Annotated in this window: 18 protein-coding genes; 12 read left to right on the forward strand and 6 right to left on the reverse strand. The window is 45.4% G+C overall.

The window, feature by feature from the left end; translation table 11 throughout:
• Nucleotides 1–60 precede the first annotated feature (60 nt).
• From H6G50_RS21705 to H6G50_RS21725, 5 genes are all read left to right on the forward strand, one after another.
• Entirely contained in the window at nt 61–1,329 is a 1,269-nt protein-coding gene (locus H6G50_RS21705; RefSeq protein WP_190721261.1) for an AAA family ATPase, read from the forward strand.
• On the forward strand, nt 1,329–2,183 hold the full coding sequence (locus tag H6G50_RS21710; RefSeq protein ID WP_190721263.1) for a DUF4435 domain-containing protein: 855 nt from the start codon (nt 1,329–1,331) through the stop codon (nt 2,181–2,183). Before H6G50_RS21705 ends, H6G50_RS21710 begins: the two co-directional genes overlap by 1 nt.
• A gap of 243 nt (nt 2,184–2,426) precedes the next feature.
• Nucleotides 2,427–3,002 (forward strand): transposase, encoded by a 576-nt coding sequence (locus tag H6G50_RS21715; protein ID WP_190721265.1) that lies wholly within the window; start codon nt 2,427–2,429, stop codon nt 3,000–3,002.
• Between the two features lie 146 nt (nt 3,003–3,148).
• Complete coding sequence (locus tag H6G50_RS21720; RefSeq protein ID WP_242032936.1) at nt 3,149–3,379, forward strand: hypothetical protein; 231 nt, start codon at nt 3,149–3,151, stop codon at nt 3,377–3,379.
• The gene (locus H6G50_RS21725) at nt 3,369–3,794 is read left to right on the forward strand and encodes a putative toxin-antitoxin system toxin component, PIN family (protein WP_190721267.1); all 426 of its coding nucleotides are present in this window, start codon (nt 3,369–3,371) and stop codon (nt 3,792–3,794) included. Before H6G50_RS21720 ends, H6G50_RS21725 begins: the two co-directional genes overlap by 11 nt.
• 217 nt (nt 3,795–4,011) lie before the next feature.
• On the opposite strand, the gene H6G50_RS21730 is transcribed toward H6G50_RS21725, so the two are convergent.
• Entirely contained in the window at nt 4,012–4,908 is an 897-nt protein-coding gene (locus H6G50_RS21730) for a ferritin-like domain-containing protein (RefSeq protein ID WP_190721269.1), read from the reverse strand.
• Between the two features lie 98 nt (nt 4,909–5,006).
• On the opposite strand from H6G50_RS21730, the gene H6G50_RS21735 reads away from it, so the two are divergent.
• Complete coding sequence (locus tag H6G50_RS21735) at nt 5,007–6,977, forward strand: FHA domain-containing protein (RefSeq protein WP_190721271.1); 1,971 nt, start codon at nt 5,007–5,009, stop codon at nt 6,975–6,977.
• A gap of 35 nt (nt 6,978–7,012) precedes the next feature.
• A complete protein-coding gene (locus H6G50_RS21740; protein WP_190721273.1) occupies nt 7,013–7,603 on the forward strand; it encodes a ScaI family restriction endonuclease in 591 nt (196 codons plus the stop codon).
• On the opposite strand, the gene H6G50_RS21745 is transcribed toward H6G50_RS21740, so the two are convergent.
• Together H6G50_RS21745 and lepB are read right to left on the reverse strand one after the other, a co-directional pair.
• Nucleotides 7,600–8,631 (reverse strand): site-specific DNA-methyltransferase, encoded by a 1,032-nt coding sequence (locus tag H6G50_RS21745; protein WP_190721275.1) that lies wholly within the window; start codon nt 8,629–8,631, stop codon nt 7,600–7,602. The genes H6G50_RS21740 and H6G50_RS21745 overlap by 4 nt on opposite strands.
• Before the next feature lie 68 nt (nt 8,632–8,699).
• Entirely contained in the window at nt 8,700–9,755 is a 1,056-nt protein-coding gene (gene lepB / locus H6G50_RS21750) for a signal peptidase I (protein WP_190721277.1), read from the reverse strand.
• Nucleotides 9,756–9,920: 165 nt separating this feature from the next.
• Between lepB and H6G50_RS21755 the strand changes: the two genes are divergently transcribed.
• A complete protein-coding gene (locus H6G50_RS21755; RefSeq protein WP_190721279.1) occupies nt 9,921–10,532 on the forward strand; it encodes a hypothetical protein in 612 nt (203 codons plus the stop codon).
• Nucleotides 10,533–10,781: 249 nt separating this feature from the next.
• Here the strand turns inward: H6G50_RS21755 and H6G50_RS21760 are convergent, their stop codons facing one another.
• Nucleotides 10,782–11,603, reverse strand: a complete 822-nt coding sequence (locus H6G50_RS21760) for a lipoate--protein ligase family protein (protein WP_190721281.1) — start codon at nt 11,601–11,603, stop codon at nt 10,782–10,784.
• Between the two features lie 390 nt (nt 11,604–11,993).
• Between H6G50_RS21760 and H6G50_RS21765 the strand changes: the two genes are divergently transcribed.
• Entirely contained in the window at nt 11,994–12,977 is a 984-nt protein-coding gene (locus H6G50_RS21765; RefSeq protein ID WP_190721282.1) for a GntR family transcriptional regulator, read from the forward strand.
• Nucleotides 12,978–12,985: 8 nt separating this feature from the next.
• On the opposite strand, the gene H6G50_RS21770 is transcribed toward H6G50_RS21765, so the two are convergent.
• On the reverse strand, nt 12,986–13,762 hold the full coding sequence (locus H6G50_RS21770) for a fumarylacetoacetate hydrolase family protein (protein WP_190721284.1): 777 nt from the start codon (nt 13,760–13,762) through the stop codon (nt 12,986–12,988).
• Nucleotides 13,763–13,969: 207 nt separating this feature from the next.
• Here H6G50_RS21770 and rpsF point away from each other — a divergent pair, with 207 nt between their 5' ends.
• The gene (rpsF, locus tag H6G50_RS21775; RefSeq protein WP_190721286.1) at nt 13,970–14,332 is read left to right on the forward strand and encodes a 30S ribosomal protein S6; all 363 of its coding nucleotides are present in this window, start codon (nt 13,970–13,972) and stop codon (nt 14,330–14,332) included.
• A 334-nt stretch (nt 14,333–14,666) separates the two neighbouring features.
• Nucleotides 14,667–15,209 carry a hypothetical protein gene (locus tag H6G50_RS21780; RefSeq protein ID WP_190721288.1) on the forward strand — a complete coding sequence of 181 codons (543 nt, stop codon included), beginning with the start codon at nt 14,667–14,669 and terminating at the stop codon, nt 15,207–15,209.
• A gap of 107 nt (nt 15,210–15,316) precedes the next feature.
• Here the strand turns inward: H6G50_RS21780 and H6G50_RS21785 are convergent, their stop codons facing one another.
• Complete coding sequence (locus H6G50_RS21785; RefSeq protein WP_190721289.1) at nt 15,317–16,012, reverse strand: Uma2 family endonuclease; 696 nt, start codon at nt 16,010–16,012, stop codon at nt 15,317–15,319.
• A gap of 150 nt (nt 16,013–16,162) precedes the next feature.
• Here H6G50_RS21785 and H6G50_RS21790 point away from each other — a divergent pair, with 150 nt between their 5' ends.
• Nucleotides 16,163–16,453: a hypothetical protein gene (locus H6G50_RS21790; RefSeq protein WP_190721292.1), complete on the forward strand. Its 291-nt coding sequence runs from the start codon at nt 16,163–16,165 to the stop codon at nt 16,451–16,453.
• Nucleotides 16,454–16,754 lie beyond the last annotated feature (301 nt).

Raw genomic sequence — 16,754 nt, forward strand, 5'->3', positions numbered from 1 at the left:
CCTTAATCATGTCACGCCATGATTGATTTTACTAATTAATACATTTAAAAGGAAGTCTTTGTGATTATAGAGAGTGTTAACATTGAAGGGTTTTGGGGTAATAAAAAAGTAGTTGCTAAATTCAATCAAGACGTAAGTATATTTATAGGTTTGAATGGTACTGGTAAATCAACTTTTGTCAATTTAATTGCTGCTACACTGTCTTTAGATTTAATTCAACTTAATAGTCTTCAGTTTGATTCTATAATAATTAAGTTAATTGATCGTAAAACTAAGCGAAGAAGGACAATCACGCTGACTAAGCAAAGGTCAGACGACAATCTAGGTTTCAACATCTATGAATATAAATTAGGCAATCGATTATATCGTCTAGCAGAACCCCGTATTTTCAAACGATCTCGAGTAGAACAATATCAACGTCTTCCCCCATACGCAAGAGAAGAGCAGTTCAAGCTTAAGCGAGAACTATCTAACTTAGTCGAAGTATCTCAGCTATCAGTATATAGACAAACATACGATGAAAGTTTGGAATACGATCCTCGTCAAAGAATTTCTGCTGTTGACGAGAGACTAAGGCAACTGTTCGAGAAATTTTCTAGATATCAATTAAAAATAGAAACAAGACTGAATGAAATATCTAAGAAATTTCAACAAGATGCAGTTTCATCTTTACTTTACAATGAAAAATTCGATAAATTCAATAGCAGATTTAATAAATTGAATGAAATCAATTTAGAGGATTTAAAAGATAAATTGTATCTTGCATTTCAAGAATTAGGAATTCAAGATAAAAACCAAGAGCTTGAAAACCACCTTAAAAAGATAGAAGAGGCAAGAGAGGGACTTAAAACTGCACTTCAGGCTGATGACGTACTTGCTTTACCTCTTATCTATCGAACCAACCACATTATTGATTCACTCAATCAATCAGAAAAAGAGAAAAATACTGTAATAGAGGATCGTCAGAATTTTTTTAAAACACTTCACACTTTCATGAAAAATAAAAACTTTTTATATGACAATAAAACTGGTGAACTGTTATTCAATATCGAGCGAGAAGGCTCTCAAAAATTTGCTTGGACGGCTTTATCGTCTGGAGAAAAACAATTACTTATTCAATTTCTTGAAGTTTTATTGCACGAGCAAAGAAGTGTCATTTTTATTGCTGATGAGCCAGAAATATCACTTCATGTAACTTGGCAAGAAAACTTATTAAAAGCTATACGGAAGCTTAATGAAAATGCTCAATTAATTATTGCAACGCATTCACCCGATATTGTTGCAGATTTTAGAGATAAAGTTTTAGATATGCAACAAATTTTGAATTAATGACTAGTCGCACAACATCTGGAATTAGAAATACTGACTTATTCTACAGAAAGCAGTATTTAGTTATAGTAGAAGGTGAAGATGATATTCCGTTTTGGGAAATGCTTTTCCCTAAGCAAATATCTAATTATGAGTGTAAGTTCAAACAGGTAGGTGGTAGTGAAATTAAAAAATATGTGGATGCAGTTTATACAGGAAATGCCAATTTTGCTGTAGCGCTTGACAGTGATTACAGATTATTTATGGAAAAAATCCACGACCATGTGCAGATAGTAGAAACTTTAGCTCACAGTATTGAAAACTTAATTATACAACCGATGATTTTACACGGAATAATTCGTATAGCGTCCCGTCAACATGAGTACGAGCTAAATAAGATTGAAGATTGGTTTAATCATTTTAATGAGGTGCTGTATGACTTGATGGTTGCAGACTATATGATTCAGAAGGAAGGCTTGGGAATCAAATGCTTAAGTAAGGATTGTCGTAGATTCTTAAAGAATCAGAAAACAAAAGAACCGATTTTTGATATCAGTAATATTAATAATTTTATAGAAAGCTTGAATCTAGACACAAAGAAACTCGACTTAATCAAAAAGGAGTTGAGAGACCATCTTACACATCGACATATCCAGGGTCACTTCTTGTTTAGTTCGTCTTTATATTTTGTGAACCACGAAATTCAGAAAATACGAGGTACTAAAGTAAAAAGATCAATTTCTAATGATGATTTCTTTACAATGTTGATCTTGGAATGTCAAAAATCTCTATCAGATTATACGGATTTACAAATCCTTCGTGAAAAAGCTAATCAAGCCGCTCAATATGTAGTTGAACTTATTTCAAAAGTTTAAGTAGTTGTAGGGTGGGCATTGCCCACCAACTCAAGGTTTTCGGATATTCAATAGTAATTATGCAGAATCCACAAAGCAGTATCCACCTATTTAAGTTTTGTAATTCCCACAGCAATTCTCTACCTTCTTATTTAAAATCCACATTAGTAGAGCTACAAGCTCTTGCTGGTGGGCATTGCCCACCCTACGAAATAGGATAATAATGATATAATTTAAATCAATTTTCTATTCAGATTAACGGTAATGCCTCAATATCGGCGCGCCCGTATTTCAGGTAGTGTTATTTTTATCACTTGCGTTACCTACCAGCGACAACCCATTTTTTCAACTGAAGAGAATATTCATCTTTTACGACACGCTATTGCTCAAACTCGACGAGAACGCCCATTTGAGATCGTAGGCGCAGTTATTCTACCCGACCATCTTCATTTTCTTTGGCAACTTCCACCCGATGATTGCGATTATTCCTCCCGCGTAGGGATATTCAAAGTTTTATTTACTCGCGCTTTGCGAGGTCAAGAACATCCTTCAAAAAATTTATCGTTATCCCGCCAGAAGCATCGAGAACGAGATGTCTGGCAACGTCGTTTTTGGGAACGCAGTCTCGACGAGCAACAAGATATAAATCACTATCTGGATTACATTCATTATAATCCTGTAAAACATCAACTTGCTAGTTGTCCTCATGCTTGGCAGTATTCAAGTTTTACTCGATATGTAGAGAAGGGATTGTATTCAGAATCCTGGGCTTGTCGATGTGAAACTCCACTATCTACCCTTCCTGATTTTTCTAAAATATCGGGTTTAGTAGGCGAATAAATTATATTGAAGTGAAGCTATTCGATGTAGTCGCACTAACGGTTGACCTCCCAGAATATAACCTACCAACTGACCTGCTGTAAGACTTGCCGAATTTGCTGCATAATAAAACTAGCTAGCAGAATCGCTCAATTTTTTGAGGTTTGATGATGGAAACGAAAACAATTACAATTCGCGTCGATGCTCGCGCCGCCCGAATTTTTGAAGCAGTATCTGAATCCCAGCGACGCAAGCTCGAAATCATCCTCAGTCTTAAGCTCAGTGAAGCAACTCGCTCGCCCGGGAGGTTAGAAGAGATTATGAGCGATATAAGCCAAAAGGCACAAGAACGAGGATTGACACCTGACATTTTGGATTCACTACTAAATGAGTCGTAAAGTCCGTTTTGTCTTTGATACCAATGTCATTATCAGTGCTTTACTGTTCGAGACTGGAAAACCAGCGAGAGCCTTCCAATACGCCCTGCAACAGGGTGAAATTTTATTATCTCTAGATTTGTTAGAAGAGTTGAATGAAGTCTTGGGACGAAAAAAATTCAAGCGTTACGTGACGGACGAGGAACGGGAAGCATTTATTGAAGCTTTAGTAGAGCGTGCTGTTTTGGTCGATTCCCTTATAGACATTCAAGCTTGCCGCGACCCTAAAGACGACAAAATTTTAGAGCTAGCAGTAAGCGGAGAAGCTGAATATATTATCAGTGGGGATAAAGATTTACTTGTACTCAATCCATTTCAGGAAATTGAGATCGTTACGGTAGAAGAGTTTTTACAACAAATTAAATCGAGTGGATAAAAAGGTAAAATATGCAAACTAAACTTCAAGAGCAGCCGACTTTTCAAACACCCTCTTTGAGGTTAATACCCACTCTCAATTAAGCTCGTATTATTTCCTAATATAGGACATAGCAGTGCTATGCCCTTACATGGCGGGTTTACTCAAAATTATTTGCGACTAGATCGAATTCACGCCTAAAAACCCGCCCCTACCTCATTTACAAGACAGTTTTTCTCTAAACTGTTGCTTTATCGCGCGTCTTTTCCTGACGATTTAAACCATTCAGAAACATCGGAACAAACTTTTCAACAAATGCTTGCGGATCTCGCTTCCAAGCACGTTGAGCAATGTTAATGCGCGTCTTTTGTAAGTCCGGCGAAAGCAAAGTTTGTGGCAAGCGTTCCATTAAATACTGCGGGCGTTCCCATAAGGGCAAGGTGTTGCTAATTTCGAGCAAATTATTCAACCGTCGCAGTTCTGCCCCTGCCATAATATCCATTCCCGCTTCGTAAGCCGCTTGTTCGATCGCAGCATACTTACGCTTAGCGTTCTCGACTTTGTGCTTATTTGTGAAACTCTTTTGGGCGATTTGTGCAAGCCAGCGATTGCCCCAACGAACGTGACCGGCTTCTTCAGGGAAAATCTTTTCAATTGTCTCCCGAATTTTAATATTTTCCTCAGTTTGTGGCGCTTCTTTCAGCGCTTGGATGTGGGCGGAGAAATATTCGCAACCGCGCTTTTCGGTAACGTTAATCGCAGCGAGGGCGGAAATAATACCGTCTTCTCGCTGTTGTTCGGTGGTAAAGCTATCTTGGTCGAGAAGTCGCTCGAATTCATCAATGTAAGACATTCCCGGCGGCGTATCGATATCAGCCCCGAGATCGACGAGGAGATCGGTAAGCCACATCGCGTGGCGCGCTTCGTCGGCGATATGGTGGGAGAGATCGCGGATCAGTTCTTTAGGTTTGCCGTTGAGTCGTTCGATCAGATCGGTGAGGTCTTTGCAGCTTCGTTGTTCGTTGTAACGGTAGCGGTTGAGGGTAATGAGATGGATTTCGCGATCGCGCACGACTTGTCTCATGATATCTCGCGCGCTCATGCCATTCGTTTTGCGGGGGTAGGCAACAGTCATCTTTAAAATATATCGTTTTGTGAATTTATATCTCAGATCGTAACGCAATTTTTGAAAGCAGAGCCACTATAGTTTCTTTTAGAAGCTACGAAGATCGCATGACAGCTAATTCACCGCAAATTCAACTCAGTTGGGACGATCCCGTAACCGGCGATCGCCGCGAACCGTCCCTCAGCCTCCCTATTGCCCTCGGGCGCGATTTCGCCCAAATGCCGCCTGAAATCGGCGGGCGACGGGTTTCTCGCATGATTCTCAATAGCCTCGAAGTCTCCCGCTATCACGCCCTCATCGATTGGCATAATGGCAGTTTTTGGATTACCGACCAGAACAGTCAAAACGGCACTTTTGTCAATGGGCAACGGCAAACTCGTATGGCACTGGCTTGGGGCGATGTTTTAACTATTGGTCCTTACCAAATTCAGGTGGCTTTAGGCGGGCGCAATTATACCGTCCCGCCCAGCAATTCCCAAATTACTTTTAATCCGGAAACGAATGCGCCCGATCCCCGTTTGCCGCCCAATCCGCCACCGCCCGGATCTTCACCCGATCGCTTTCCGCCACCAGCGTTTCAAAACCGGGAAGTCGCGGTGCAAGATTTGCACGCAACGGGATTAGAGGTAGACGAACGGGACTATGCTGCGATTGGGGGCGGTGTGGGGAGTTTTGTTTGGGTGGATTGCTTGCGAATTTTTGGGGTGGAACCGGAGCGGATCGTTGCTTTGGGGGTTGATGCTGATTGTTACAATCGATACAAGCAATTGTGCTTAAACTCGCAAATTCCCTTACACGAACGGCTGCGATCGAATTCCGATTCTTGTCCCGATAATATCTGGGGTTTTCCCAGTTATGCTTGGCGGGAGACCTGGAGCGAACTTAAGAGCGGTAATTTTAAGGAAGCATTGGGCTTACTGTGGCAGGTTTTCGGGGAACCGACGCTAGCGCAGACTTATACGCCGCGTGCGGGACGGGTTTTCGATTCGATCGCGCGGGAACAAGAACGCATCGGCTGGAAAGGTATTTTTCGATACGGGAGAGTACGCGCTATCCGCAAAACCACGGATGGGAGGTACGCGATCGCCTACTCGCGCACGACCACCGGAGGACGCGATCGCGCCTTCCTGATTGCCCGCTTCCTTCACCTCGCCACCGGCTACCCCGCGATCAAATTTCTCCCCGACTTACAAGCCTACCGCGAAAAAACCCAAGATTTTAAAACCGTTGTCAACGCCTACGAACCCCACGACGAAGTTTACCAACATCTCGAACAACACGGCGGCACGGTATTAATTCGCGGGCGGGGAATCGTCGCTTCGCGCATCATTCAACGCATCTACGAAGCGCGCGCGGTTAACCCTAAGATTCGCACCATTCATTTAATGCGATCGCCGAAACCAGAAGGACAAAAGTTCCGAAAAGCCAAACGCAAAGTTGAAAATCACTTTGAATTCCAGCCCTTCAACTGGCCCAAAGCCTGTTGGGGCGGCGAATTGCGTGCCGACCTCGAAGCCGCCAACCCCCAAGAACGCACCTCCCTCCTCGCCGACTGGGGCGGAACCACCACCGCCGATCGCAAAGATTGGCGCGTAATGATAGAATCCGGACTGCGAGAAGGCTGGTATCGAGCGGAATTCGGCGAAGTCGAGCGCGTCGAACGAGAAAATTCCTGCATCATCACCTACATCCACAATCGAAACTATACCGGAACTCTGCGCCTGGAAGCCGACTTCATTATTGACGCTACCGGCTTAGATGCCGATGTCACCGCCAGTCCCCTCCTCAACGATCTCGTCACTCATTACGAACTCTCTCGCAATCCCCTCAAACGGTTGAACGTCAGCAACGACTTTGAACTGGTAGAAATGCGCGCGCAACGGGGGGCAATGTACGCCGCCGGAGCGATTACCCTTGGCGGACCTTACGCCGCTGTAGACAGCTTCCTAGGGCTGCAATACGCCGCCCTTCGCAGCGTCTACCACCTTGCAACCCAGCGCGCGCCAAGTTTAAAAGCGCTCAATCCGTTTTCGTCTTGCGGACAATGGTGGAAGTGGGCAGCAGATCGAGCGCCGTAATACTTCACCCTTAGATTTCGGAGCGCGTGCAAAAGATGACTTCCCCTTATTTAGGTCGTCCTAGCCATGAATGGTTCAGCATCACTCAAACCCTCGTATCTAACCATCCCCTAGAGCCACAAGAAATCGTTGATACGGTTCTTTTTTGTTGGCAGTCGATTCTTGAGACAAAACTGGGGTCTCGAAACTTTCAAATCGGTAAGGATATTTTTCCCAAACCTCAAATTATGGGATTTTTCTTGCACGAATTGATTCCGTTAGAGCTTGAAGCCAAATATCCAGGTTTTTGGAGAGGAGAGCGCACTGCGTTTGACAAGGATATTGTTTATTTACCTGATGACTCGTTCTCAATTGAAGTGAAAACATCATCTGCTCCTAATCGTATTTATGGGAATAGAAGTTATGCCCAAGAAACCGGTAGAGATAAAAAGAGAAAATCTGGCTACTATCTTGCCATCAATTTTGAAAAATTCTCAATTTCTAGGATGCCTTCGATTCGACTGATTCGATTTGGGTGGATTGACTCAAGCGATTGGATTGCTCAGAAAGCAGCGACTGGGCAACAATCGCGACTTGCGGTAGAAGTGGAAAAATATAAGTTGTTAGAACTTTATAGGCAAAGCTAAAATAGACTTCCTTGGCAATAAAAACTTTGCCTTTCTTTTTGAAACTGTTTATATCTTTCAACAGCGAGTTCGCAATAATCTTTCCTGATTTCAAAACCCAATGACAATCGACCCAAGCCGACAGAAGCTATTGCAGTGGAGCCGGAACCCAAAAATGGATCCATGACAATTTCAATTGGATTTGAAGATGCTTTCACCACTCTCTCAACTACCCCCAAAGGAAATTGAGCGGGATGCTTAGTTCTCTCCTTTGAACTTCGCTTTTCGCCGGTGGTAACTTTGGGAAAATCCCAAACATCAGACGGATTTTTACCTAAAGGATTGCAGCGGTATTTACCATTCTTTTTTTGATTTGGATACTTAACATTTGTATCTCGAATCTCATCTAGATTAAACGTATAGTTTTGCGAATCTTTAACATAAAATAACCATTTTTCATTGCGCGGACTTAAACGATATTTTGTCGAAACTCCTGCTCCATATTTCCAGACAATTTCTTGCAGTAAGTAAAACGGCGATTTATCCCATAAAAGATAAGTTATGGGTACGCAAAGACCTTTTTTAGGAACTTCTTGATAACCGACATTCAACCAAAACGAACCCTTTGGTTGTGTGACTTCGTGAATGAGTTTCATCCATTGAGTACACCAGTTAATATATTCATCGACTGACATTTGATTTTCATATTCTTTACCAATATTGTAGGGGGGCGATGTAATTGTCAAATCTACACTGATTCCGGAACGAGATAATTGCTTTAGGTAAGGAATCAGATCTCCTTGATAAAGGATAAAACCTGAATCCGCATAAAACGGCTTGCCTAAATGAACTGTTATTTTTTCTAAAATAGATTTGTATTGAGAGTTTATCCGCTCTTCTGTAGCTTCATCAAAAGGTTGAAGTAATGCAGAAGGAGCGACTTTCGTGGATTGATGTGGATCTATCCCTTCCAAGACATAAACATTATGCTCTTCACTGGCAATCTTCCTTGAATCATTTTCTGTTTCTGTTCTCGAAATTTTAGCCATTTTTGGAGTTTAATGAATAGACTAATACAAGATTACCAAAAGATTAGTATAACTTTAAAAAATTGGTATTAAAGCGCTCGACTGCGTTGGGGAGGCCAATAAATTTTATAGGCTCGACCGACGATCGCGCGATCGCTTAAGTACCCCCAAACGTGGGAGTCAATACTTTCGTTACGATTGTCGCCGAGGACAAAGTAAGCGTTGGCAGGAATCGGAGGCGGATCGATTTCGTAGCCCGGAGGTGCGGCGAGGTAAGGTTCTTTAAGGGGTTGTCCGTTAATGTAAACTCGCCACTCCGAAACGCTCGGATCTTCTCCCGGCAAACCGATGACGCGCTTAATGAAATAAATCTGTTTGCGTTTATTGCGGCGTTCTTCGGGTTTGAGGGCGACATCGGGCGCGCGGAAAACGACGATATCGCCGCGCTGGGGACGGTAGGCGGGATCTCGCCGCACGAAAACGAAGTCGCCGATTTGTAGTGTGGGGTTCATCGAACCGCTAGGAATCTCGAAGCGATCGATCGTGCGGTTAAACCAGTAAGGCGATAAGATAAAGAGCGTTCCAAAACAGAAGAAAAGGCTGGCAATGCCCGCAGCAATTGAGGTTGAGGGAAAGCGCTGGCGCTGGGGAAAGGTAATGTAAGCATGGTAGCTGGAAAGGGCTGCGATCGCGGGCAGCGCTAACATTACCCCAGGAACCAATTGACCGATTTGAGAACAAGCGATTGTTAAACCCAGGAAAATACCGCCTACAATCGCTTTTTGCTGATAAAACTGCCCTAATCCCGGTAAAATCCGAGAGATAAAGAGGGCAAACCAAGGATTTTTTTGAGTTCTGGGAATCTTTTCCCCGGTTGGTGAAGGTTGATGTTGGTAGATGCGGTGAAAAGCGTCATATAAATTTGCAATATATAAGACTGCACTGGCAATCAGACAGACTAAAGCCGTTGCCGTACTGCCATCGGGAGCAAAAATGGAGTAAAACGCGATCGCGAGCAAACTGAACTGCCCCAGAAGCCAAAGGCAGGCAAATAAAGGATAACCGGCGTAAAATTGTCCCAATCCCGGGAAAAATAAAGAGAGATTGACCGCAAGCCACGGGTCTCGAACGGGAGGAGTTTTCAAGGTAAGATCGGAAAAATTAAAGATTGTAAATGTTGTCTAATAAACAACAGAGATAGACCCTAGGACAATGCCTTTCCTCTCATCTTGACCAATTGATGTTGGTATGACAAGATGAGGCAGCATTCAAACCTAAATTTTTCCACCCTAAGATTCACTCAAATTGCTATGTCCGTTCAGTTTCAAAACTATTCCCTAAAAAAGGCAGCCCGCTTCGCTGGTGTAATTGGAGTCGGATTGACGCTGGCGGCTCCAGCCTTAGCTGAAGACAGCCTCTACGCTCAAGCCCCCGCCCCCGCATCTAGACCGGCAGGCGTAACGCTGACCCCCGAGCAGCAACGCATCTTTAAAGACTATACACCGCCCGAAACCGAGACTTACACTCCCGATTATCGGCTCGTCGAGCTTAAAGATGTTAAGCCCTATCTTTGCTCGAATAATTCAACCCCTGACTGCGGCTTTAAAGCGCCGACACCAGCCACCGATCGCAAAACTGTTGTTCCCAGCTATGGCGTAAACGATAAAGAGCGCGACCCCGGCAGTATGGTGTGCCTCAACAGCAACAACCCGCTTTGTGAAAACCCCCTAAACTACGGCCGCGAGTTTCCTTTTGATACGGCGGATAATTTTAAAGCCCGGACGCGCTCCTTATGGGCGGATCTAGATGAAGCCCTGGCTCGCCGTCGCTCCGCTCCTCCGATGGCGGCTCCGACACCCCGCGAACCCGCACCTGTTTTCACCCCCGCTCCGCAACCGGCTCCCGTGCGCGGACTCTGGTAAGAAGTCTAACTTAATAGCCCATACCCTTATGCCTCCTTTTAGTTCTTCTGTACTAAAAGGAGGCTTTGTTTCTCAAAGCCATTAATTGCTATAAACGTTGTCTATTGTCAATTATCAAATGCTTGAATAGCACTGACTTAAAGCTGGTGGGCGCTGCCCACCCTACGAAATATCTAAAAGGAGGCTTGGTTTATAAGAGCCGTTAATTGATACGAACGTTGTCCATTATCCATTGTCAATTATCAATTCTCAAAAGATTTCTTGCCATTCTGTCTCCGATAGCGGCTCGATTGCGAAATCTACAGCAAAACAATGGCGAGCGGCTTCGGTTAGGGCTTCGAGAATGACGGGAACAGGAATGGCGCTGCTGTCTCCCCAGATTGGCGCGCTAGCAGTGTCTCCAAAAACCTGTTGATATAAGCTCGATGGGCTTGACAAAATCATGGAACCGTGCTGCAATATCGTTCGATCGCGCCGCAATTGAGCGCTGCCGATCGCTTTTTGCCCTTGCGCCGTCACTAAATCCGCTGCGGTAGCGGTACTAAAACAACCGGGTTGCCCGATATAACCGCGTTCGGCGTGTCCGTAGTGCAGTTCGATACCGAGGGAACGCCAGCCTTGGATTAAAAATTCGCAGAGGGTTTCGTAAGTGCGATCGCGCGACTCGCCCATTTCGGAGGTGACAATCGCGTAGCACAAATCGCCCTGATGCAGTACCGCCCTGCCTCCCGTCGGACGGCGAACCAGATCGATAGGTTTTCCGTGGCAAGTCAGCGATCGCCAAGATTCGGGAAATCGCCGTTGGTGGTAGCCTAGGGAAATCGCCGCCGGTTCCCAGGTATAAAATCTGATTGTCGGGGGCATTTCGCCGCGACAGTATCGATCGAAAATCCAGCGATCGATCGCCATTTGTACTGCCCCGCTTGCTTCGATAAACGGGATTAAGCGCCAGATGGGGGAGTGCGAGGAGAATGTCGGCACGGCTATTTTTCCGGAGTGCGATCGCGACAAAAACAGGACAGGGAATTTTTCAATGTTTTCAATCCCTTCATCCGATTCATTGGTACTCATGCGGAGTATAACAAAGTTGATGTAGAAACAATCTAGCCGGAAGTAAAGAGATGGAGTTGCGACCTATTAGAAGTGAAGCTGACTATCAGCAAGCATTGCAGGAAATTGAGATGCTATTTGATGCCGCTTCCAATACCCCAGAATTCGATCGACTTGAGATTCTTAGCACGCTCATTGACGCTTACGAAAAAGTTCACTGCCCGATCCGATCGAAGCGATTCAATGAATTGCCAATCCAAGATATCTCACCCACCTCACGAGCCTCTATCTCCCAGGATCTACGGAACAAACCCAGCTAAAATAGAGACAGATTGACTCTTAAAGCGTCAGGTTTAGCCCTCGCCCATCCGCATCGCCGAGCCAACCCTTCTATCTGTCTCTAACCCGAAGATGGTGCAATTTCATATTCAGTCTGACAGCGATATTCCCGCTTCCAAGCAACTGTTCGACCAAATTCAGTTCGCGATCGCGTCTCGGCAATATCCCCCCGGTCATCGTCTCCCCAGTACCCGCCAACTGGCGATGATTACCGGACTTCACCGCAACACGATTAGTAAAGTTTACCGCCAACTCGAAGAAACCGGCCTCGTTGAATCCCAAGCCGGTTCCGGTATTTACGTCAAAGCCCAAGGACACGAAGGCGGAACTCGCCGCAGTTCTCCCATCCTCGACCAATATCCCGAAGCCTACAAACTCGTCCAAAATAGCCTCGATGCGCTGCTCGGACAAGGCTGTTCTCTCTCTCAAGCCCGGGAACTCTTTCTTTCGGAAATTGACTGGCGTTTGCGCTGTAGCGCGCGCGTTCTCGTCACCGTTCCCTCGCGAGATTTGGGCGCGGGCGAATTAATGGTTCAAGAAATCGAACAAGCGCTGAAAATTCCCGTTCAACTCGTGCCGATGGAAGAATTAGGGCGAGTTCTCGACCAAACGCTTTCGGGAACGGTTGTCACCAGTCGCTATTTTATCGGTCAAGCGGAAGCCCTAGCTGCCCCGAAATCCGTGCGAGTGATTCCCGTCGATATTTACGATTACGCCAAAGAAATTCAAATTATCGGGACTTTGGCGAAAGGCAGTTGCATTGGTTTGGTCAGTTTGAGCGCGGGAATTCTGGGCGTGGCGGAAATTATCGTTCACAGTCTGCGCGGAGACGATATCCTGGTGATGGCGGCGCAGGTAGACGACACATACAAACTCAATGCGTTAGTTCGCAGCGCCCAAACGATTGTCAGCGATAAAGCCAGTTACGCGCGCGTGAAAGCGGCAATCCTTGCGGCTCGCGATGATTTGATTCGCCACCCAGAACTGATTTGCAGCGAAAATTATATTGGGGAAAAATCGATTAATTTGCTCAAGCGCGAGTTGGGGTTGGGTTAAATCGGCGTTTAAGTTCCCTCTCGCACTGAATTTTCGAGCATCCCAATACCTTCTATTTCGATGCGCACGCGATCGCCTTTTTCGAGCGGACCGATTCCTTCTGGCGTTCCGGTTAAAATCAAATCTCCGGGCAGCAGCGTCATCACTTGGGAGATGTAGGAGACGAGAAACTCCGGCGAAAAAACCATCTCGCCGATCGAGGCTGACTGACGCGGTTTGGGTTCGTCGTTGACAAACGTCTGTAACCTCGCTGCCGCGCTCAATTCGCGTACAATCCAGGGGCCTAACGGGCAAAAGGTATCGAAACCTTTGCCGCGCGTCCATTGGCTGTCCTTACGCTGCAAATCGCGGGCGGTGACATCGTTGGCGATGGTATAGCCCCAGATTTTATTTTGGGCTTCTTCGGGGGTACAATGGCGGGCGCGATCGCCAATCGTTATTGCTAATTCGCCTTCGTAATCCACGCGCTGCGACTGAGAGGGATATTCAATCGCTTGCCCGTCGGCGATAATCGTCGTCGGCGGTTTGAGAAATAATAGGGGTTCTTCAGGAACGGGCGTTCCCATCTCAGCGGCGTGGTTGGCATAGTTTTTGCCCACGGCAATAATTTTTGAGGGCGCGCAAGGTGCTAAAAGCTGGTAATCCTCGCCCCCTAAAATTTCCTTCGTCGGTTGTCCTCCCAGCCAAGGCGGAGCGTCGAGGACTTGAACCGCGCGATCGAGTTGTAGCAATCCGTAATAGATTTGCCCTTTGAGGGTTTTGACCCGGACGTAGCGTTGCGCCATAAATCAAAAAAAAATCGAGTATGAGTTGCCAATCGAGTTGAATTGATGCTCGCAAGAGAGATTAGCCTTTAAAAAATGCGACAATGGATAAGTCGTAGTAAGATTGTAAATCCTTGCTTCCGATCTGTTTAGCTCGGGCTGTTGAAGTTTTTGCCCGTCCGACTAACTGGCTCGGAAGCCATTTTGTCCGTAAGGAGACTGCTAACCATGAACCGAAATTATGAAATGATGTACGTGCTGCGCCCCGATTTGTCGGAGGAGCAGTTGAATGCAGCGGTGGGTAAGTATCGCAACTTTTTAACCGAACGCGGCGCAACTGATGTAAACGTTCAAGTACGGGCGCGGCGACGCTTGGCTTACGAAATTCAGCGCTTTCAAGAAGGGGTCTACGTTCAAATGAACTACAAAGCCGATGGCAAACAAGTCGCACCTTTGGAACGGGCGATGCGACTGAGCGATGAAGTGTTGCGCTATTTGACAATTCGCCAAAAAGATGATAGTGCGAACGCTACGGCAGCAGTGGCAGCCCAGCCCGAACCCGAAAGCGAACCCGTAGAAGTCGAAGCTTAATTTGCTTAATCTTTTGAGGTCAATGTAATCTGGCAAGTTCCGAGTTAGGACGGGTCAGATTACATGAGTTTTTATCGCGATGGTTATTCCCGGACATTCAGTAATTTTCGGAGTCGCGGATTTTGGAGCGCGCGATCGCTAAAATTGCTAAAATGTCTTAGCAATTGAGTAAGAAAGCAGGAATTTCTGGCATCATTCCTCAGAAGGATAAAGAGAATTGACGCATTGAGGCGAAATGAGACCTTAGCGGGAGGAAATGAAAGGACGCGATCGCTACGATATTTTGTTAAGAACTTAACTTATACTCAATAGTAAAAGATTGGAGGGAAAATTCATGAATGCTTTCATCTCGCGCTTAAAACGCATTCGTTTCGGACAAATTTTAGGAGTTGTAGTAGCAGGTTGTTTGCTGTTAGTCAGTACCGCTTGTGCGGGTGGCGCGCAGGCGCAGCCCTCCTCTGGTGCAGAGGGTGGCTCATTAACCAGCACTCCCGACGTTAACAATCCCGCTAAGGCTTACGACGTTAGAGAAGGAACGCCTGAAAAAGGAATGAATCGTTATAGTGATGTCGATCCCCGGCAAGGAGAAGCCGGTGCAGCAGCGGAATCCAAAGCTTTAATTGATAGCTCGAAACGTAACTTAACTCGCAGTGGCAATGTCGTTGAAAATGTTAAAGAAGCGACTAAAGGAACGGGTAATATAACGAAAGAGGCGCAAGAAGCCGCAGTAGAATCGGCTAGCAAATTATCTCGCGAAACTAAAAAACTCGTGAATGAAGCTCCCGACCGTACCGCTGCTCAGGCTCAAAAAGTCAAAGAAAATATTTACGAAGCCAGAGAGCAAGCCCAAGAAGCAGCCGAAAAAACGGTTGACTAGAATTCTAAGTTAGATGCCTAAAAATTAGGGAATTCTCTTCTAGGAATCCATTTTTAAACCGACACGATCGGGTTTGAAAATGGGTTTCTTGTTTTTGCTTTTCCCTTTCACCCTTCCCCGGCTTTAATTTCTTCCAACCGAGCTACAAAATCTTGATGCTCCGGCGAACTCAATCCTTGCTGAAGCACCGCTAAAACCTGTTGCATTTCCCCCGCTAACAAGGCAGTAGCATCTAACCGCAATCCCGGAAAAAACGGGCTTTCTAAAACACCTGAAGAATTGGGTTGTTGCAAGCGATACTGCCCTTCTTCGAGGAGATGCCAACGAAATTCTCGCTCTTGAACCACCCAAACCAGATATTCTCGCACGCCATTGCGCCGGTAGACTTGTAGCTTATGGTGGAGGTCGTAAGAAGCAGAACTCCCCGCAATTTCAACAATCAGTTCCGGCGCACCTTCGATGTAATCGTCTTCGCTAACCCGCGACTGTCCGCCGCAGGATTCTTCAATGCGCAGCAAAGCATCGGGTTGGGGTTCGTTGTCCAAGTCCAAGCGAACGGTGGTGTTGTCGAGAACCATCACGCCGGGAGTGGAAAATTCATAGGTCATCAGCCAGCCCATAATTAAACTATGGGGACGACCGTGGTGTATCGCTCGAACTGCTGCTGCTGCCATATAAACTTGTCCTTCAATAAGTTCTGCTTTTTGATGCTCGGGCATGAGTTGGTAACGACGCTCGAACTCCGCGCGCGTTAAAACATCGCCATTCTCAAAAGCTGGGATTAAGATTTGGGTAGCATTCACGAGACGTATCCTCCCGAACTGAAAGGTTGAGTTTTAACGGTCTTATAGCCAGTGTATAGCGTTAAACACTTAGGATAACCTAAATAAGGTAGTGCGCCCTACGGCGGCTTCCCCAGATTTCTCTGTTTCTAGGAGATAAGTGTATTTAATATGGCAGAACTCAAACTTCGCTCGACTTCTCCCGCTCTGCTTCGACAAATTATTGAAAGCGCTCTTGCCGAGCGGCTACAAAGTCTTGAAACTGGACTCAAACGAACTCAAGAACGCCTTCAAGAATTCGAGGAACGGTATCAACTCTCGACCGCAGAATTTATTCAACGCTTCAACAATGATGAATTTGCTCATAGTTTTGAGTTTGATGAATGGGTTGGAGAGTCTCGAATGTTACGCCATTTACAAGAGAAGAAGCAAGCTATCGAGGGGGTTGAATTTGTTAATTGAGGTCTATTTTTAACAAATTCAAGACATCATCGATAGTTGTGCGTTTATTAAAACTTTTAAGCTTGACTGTGAAAAAAGGGGCATTTATGAAGGGTTTATCCGAGGTCAGATTTACTTTAAGCAAAATTCTTTGTTGCATCTGAGAGAATTTGTCTATGTTGAAGTCGAGATCGATCGCAAAATGTATAGTTATCAGTATATATAGCGTTTTTCACGTGAGTGAGGTACAGTAACAGCAATGTGTAAACCAGTTACGAAAATCCTGCTCAGTCACTTGAGCATAAGCTTGAGCTAGTGCTTC

The sequence above is a fragment of the Oscillatoria sp. FACHB-1406 genome, from assembly GCF_014698145.1.
Lineage (GTDB): Bacteria > Cyanobacteriota > Cyanobacteriia > Cyanobacteriales > Spirulinaceae > FACHB-1406.

Bases quoted from the DNA above. Each gene is read 5' to 3' on its own strand.
- H6G50_RS21710 (WP_190721263.1), top strand. From the start codon at position 1,329: ATGACTAGTCGCACAACATCTGGAATTAGAAATACTGACTTATTCTAC.
- H6G50_RS21715 (WP_190721265.1), top strand. From the start codon at position 2,427: ATGCCTCAATATCGGCGCGCCCGTATTTCAGGTAGTGTTATTTTTATC.
- H6G50_RS21720 (WP_242032936.1), top strand. From the start codon at position 3,149: ATGATGGAAACGAAAACAATTACAATTCGCGTCGATGCTCGCGCCGCC.
- H6G50_RS21725 (WP_190721267.1), top strand. From the start codon at position 3,369: ATGAGTCGTAAAGTCCGTTTTGTCTTTGATACCAATGTCATTATCAGT.
- H6G50_RS21730 (WP_190721269.1), bottom strand. From the start codon at position 4,908: ATGACTGTTGCCTACCCCCGCAAAACGAATGGCATGAGCGCGCGAGAT.
- H6G50_RS21735 (WP_190721271.1), top strand. From the start codon at position 5,007: ATGACAGCTAATTCACCGCAAATTCAACTCAGTTGGGACGATCCCGTA.
- H6G50_RS21740 (WP_190721273.1), top strand. From the start codon at position 7,013: ATGACTTCCCCTTATTTAGGTCGTCCTAGCCATGAATGGTTCAGCATC.
- H6G50_RS21745 (WP_190721275.1), bottom strand. From the start codon at position 8,631: ATGGCTAAAATTTCGAGAACAGAAACAGAAAATGATTCAAGGAAGATT.
- H6G50_RS21755 (WP_190721279.1), top strand. From the start codon at position 9,921: ATGTCCGTTCAGTTTCAAAACTATTCCCTAAAAAAGGCAGCCCGCTTC.
- H6G50_RS21760 (WP_190721281.1), bottom strand. From the start codon at position 11,603: ATGAGTACCAATGAATCGGATGAAGGGATTGAAAACATTGAAAAATTC.
- H6G50_RS21765 (WP_190721282.1), top strand. From the start codon at position 11,994: ATGGTGCAATTTCATATTCAGTCTGACAGCGATATTCCCGCTTCCAAG.
- H6G50_RS21770 (WP_190721284.1), bottom strand. From the start codon at position 13,762: ATGGCGCAACGCTACGTCCGGGTCAAAACCCTCAAAGGGCAAATCTAT.
- rpsF (WP_190721286.1), top strand. From the start codon at position 13,970: ATGAACCGAAATTATGAAATGATGTACGTGCTGCGCCCCGATTTGTCG.
- H6G50_RS21780 (WP_190721288.1), top strand. From the start codon at position 14,667: ATGAATGCTTTCATCTCGCGCTTAAAACGCATTCGTTTCGGACAAATT.
- H6G50_RS21790 (WP_190721292.1), top strand. From the start codon at position 16,163: ATGGCAGAACTCAAACTTCGCTCGACTTCTCCCGCTCTGCTTCGACAA.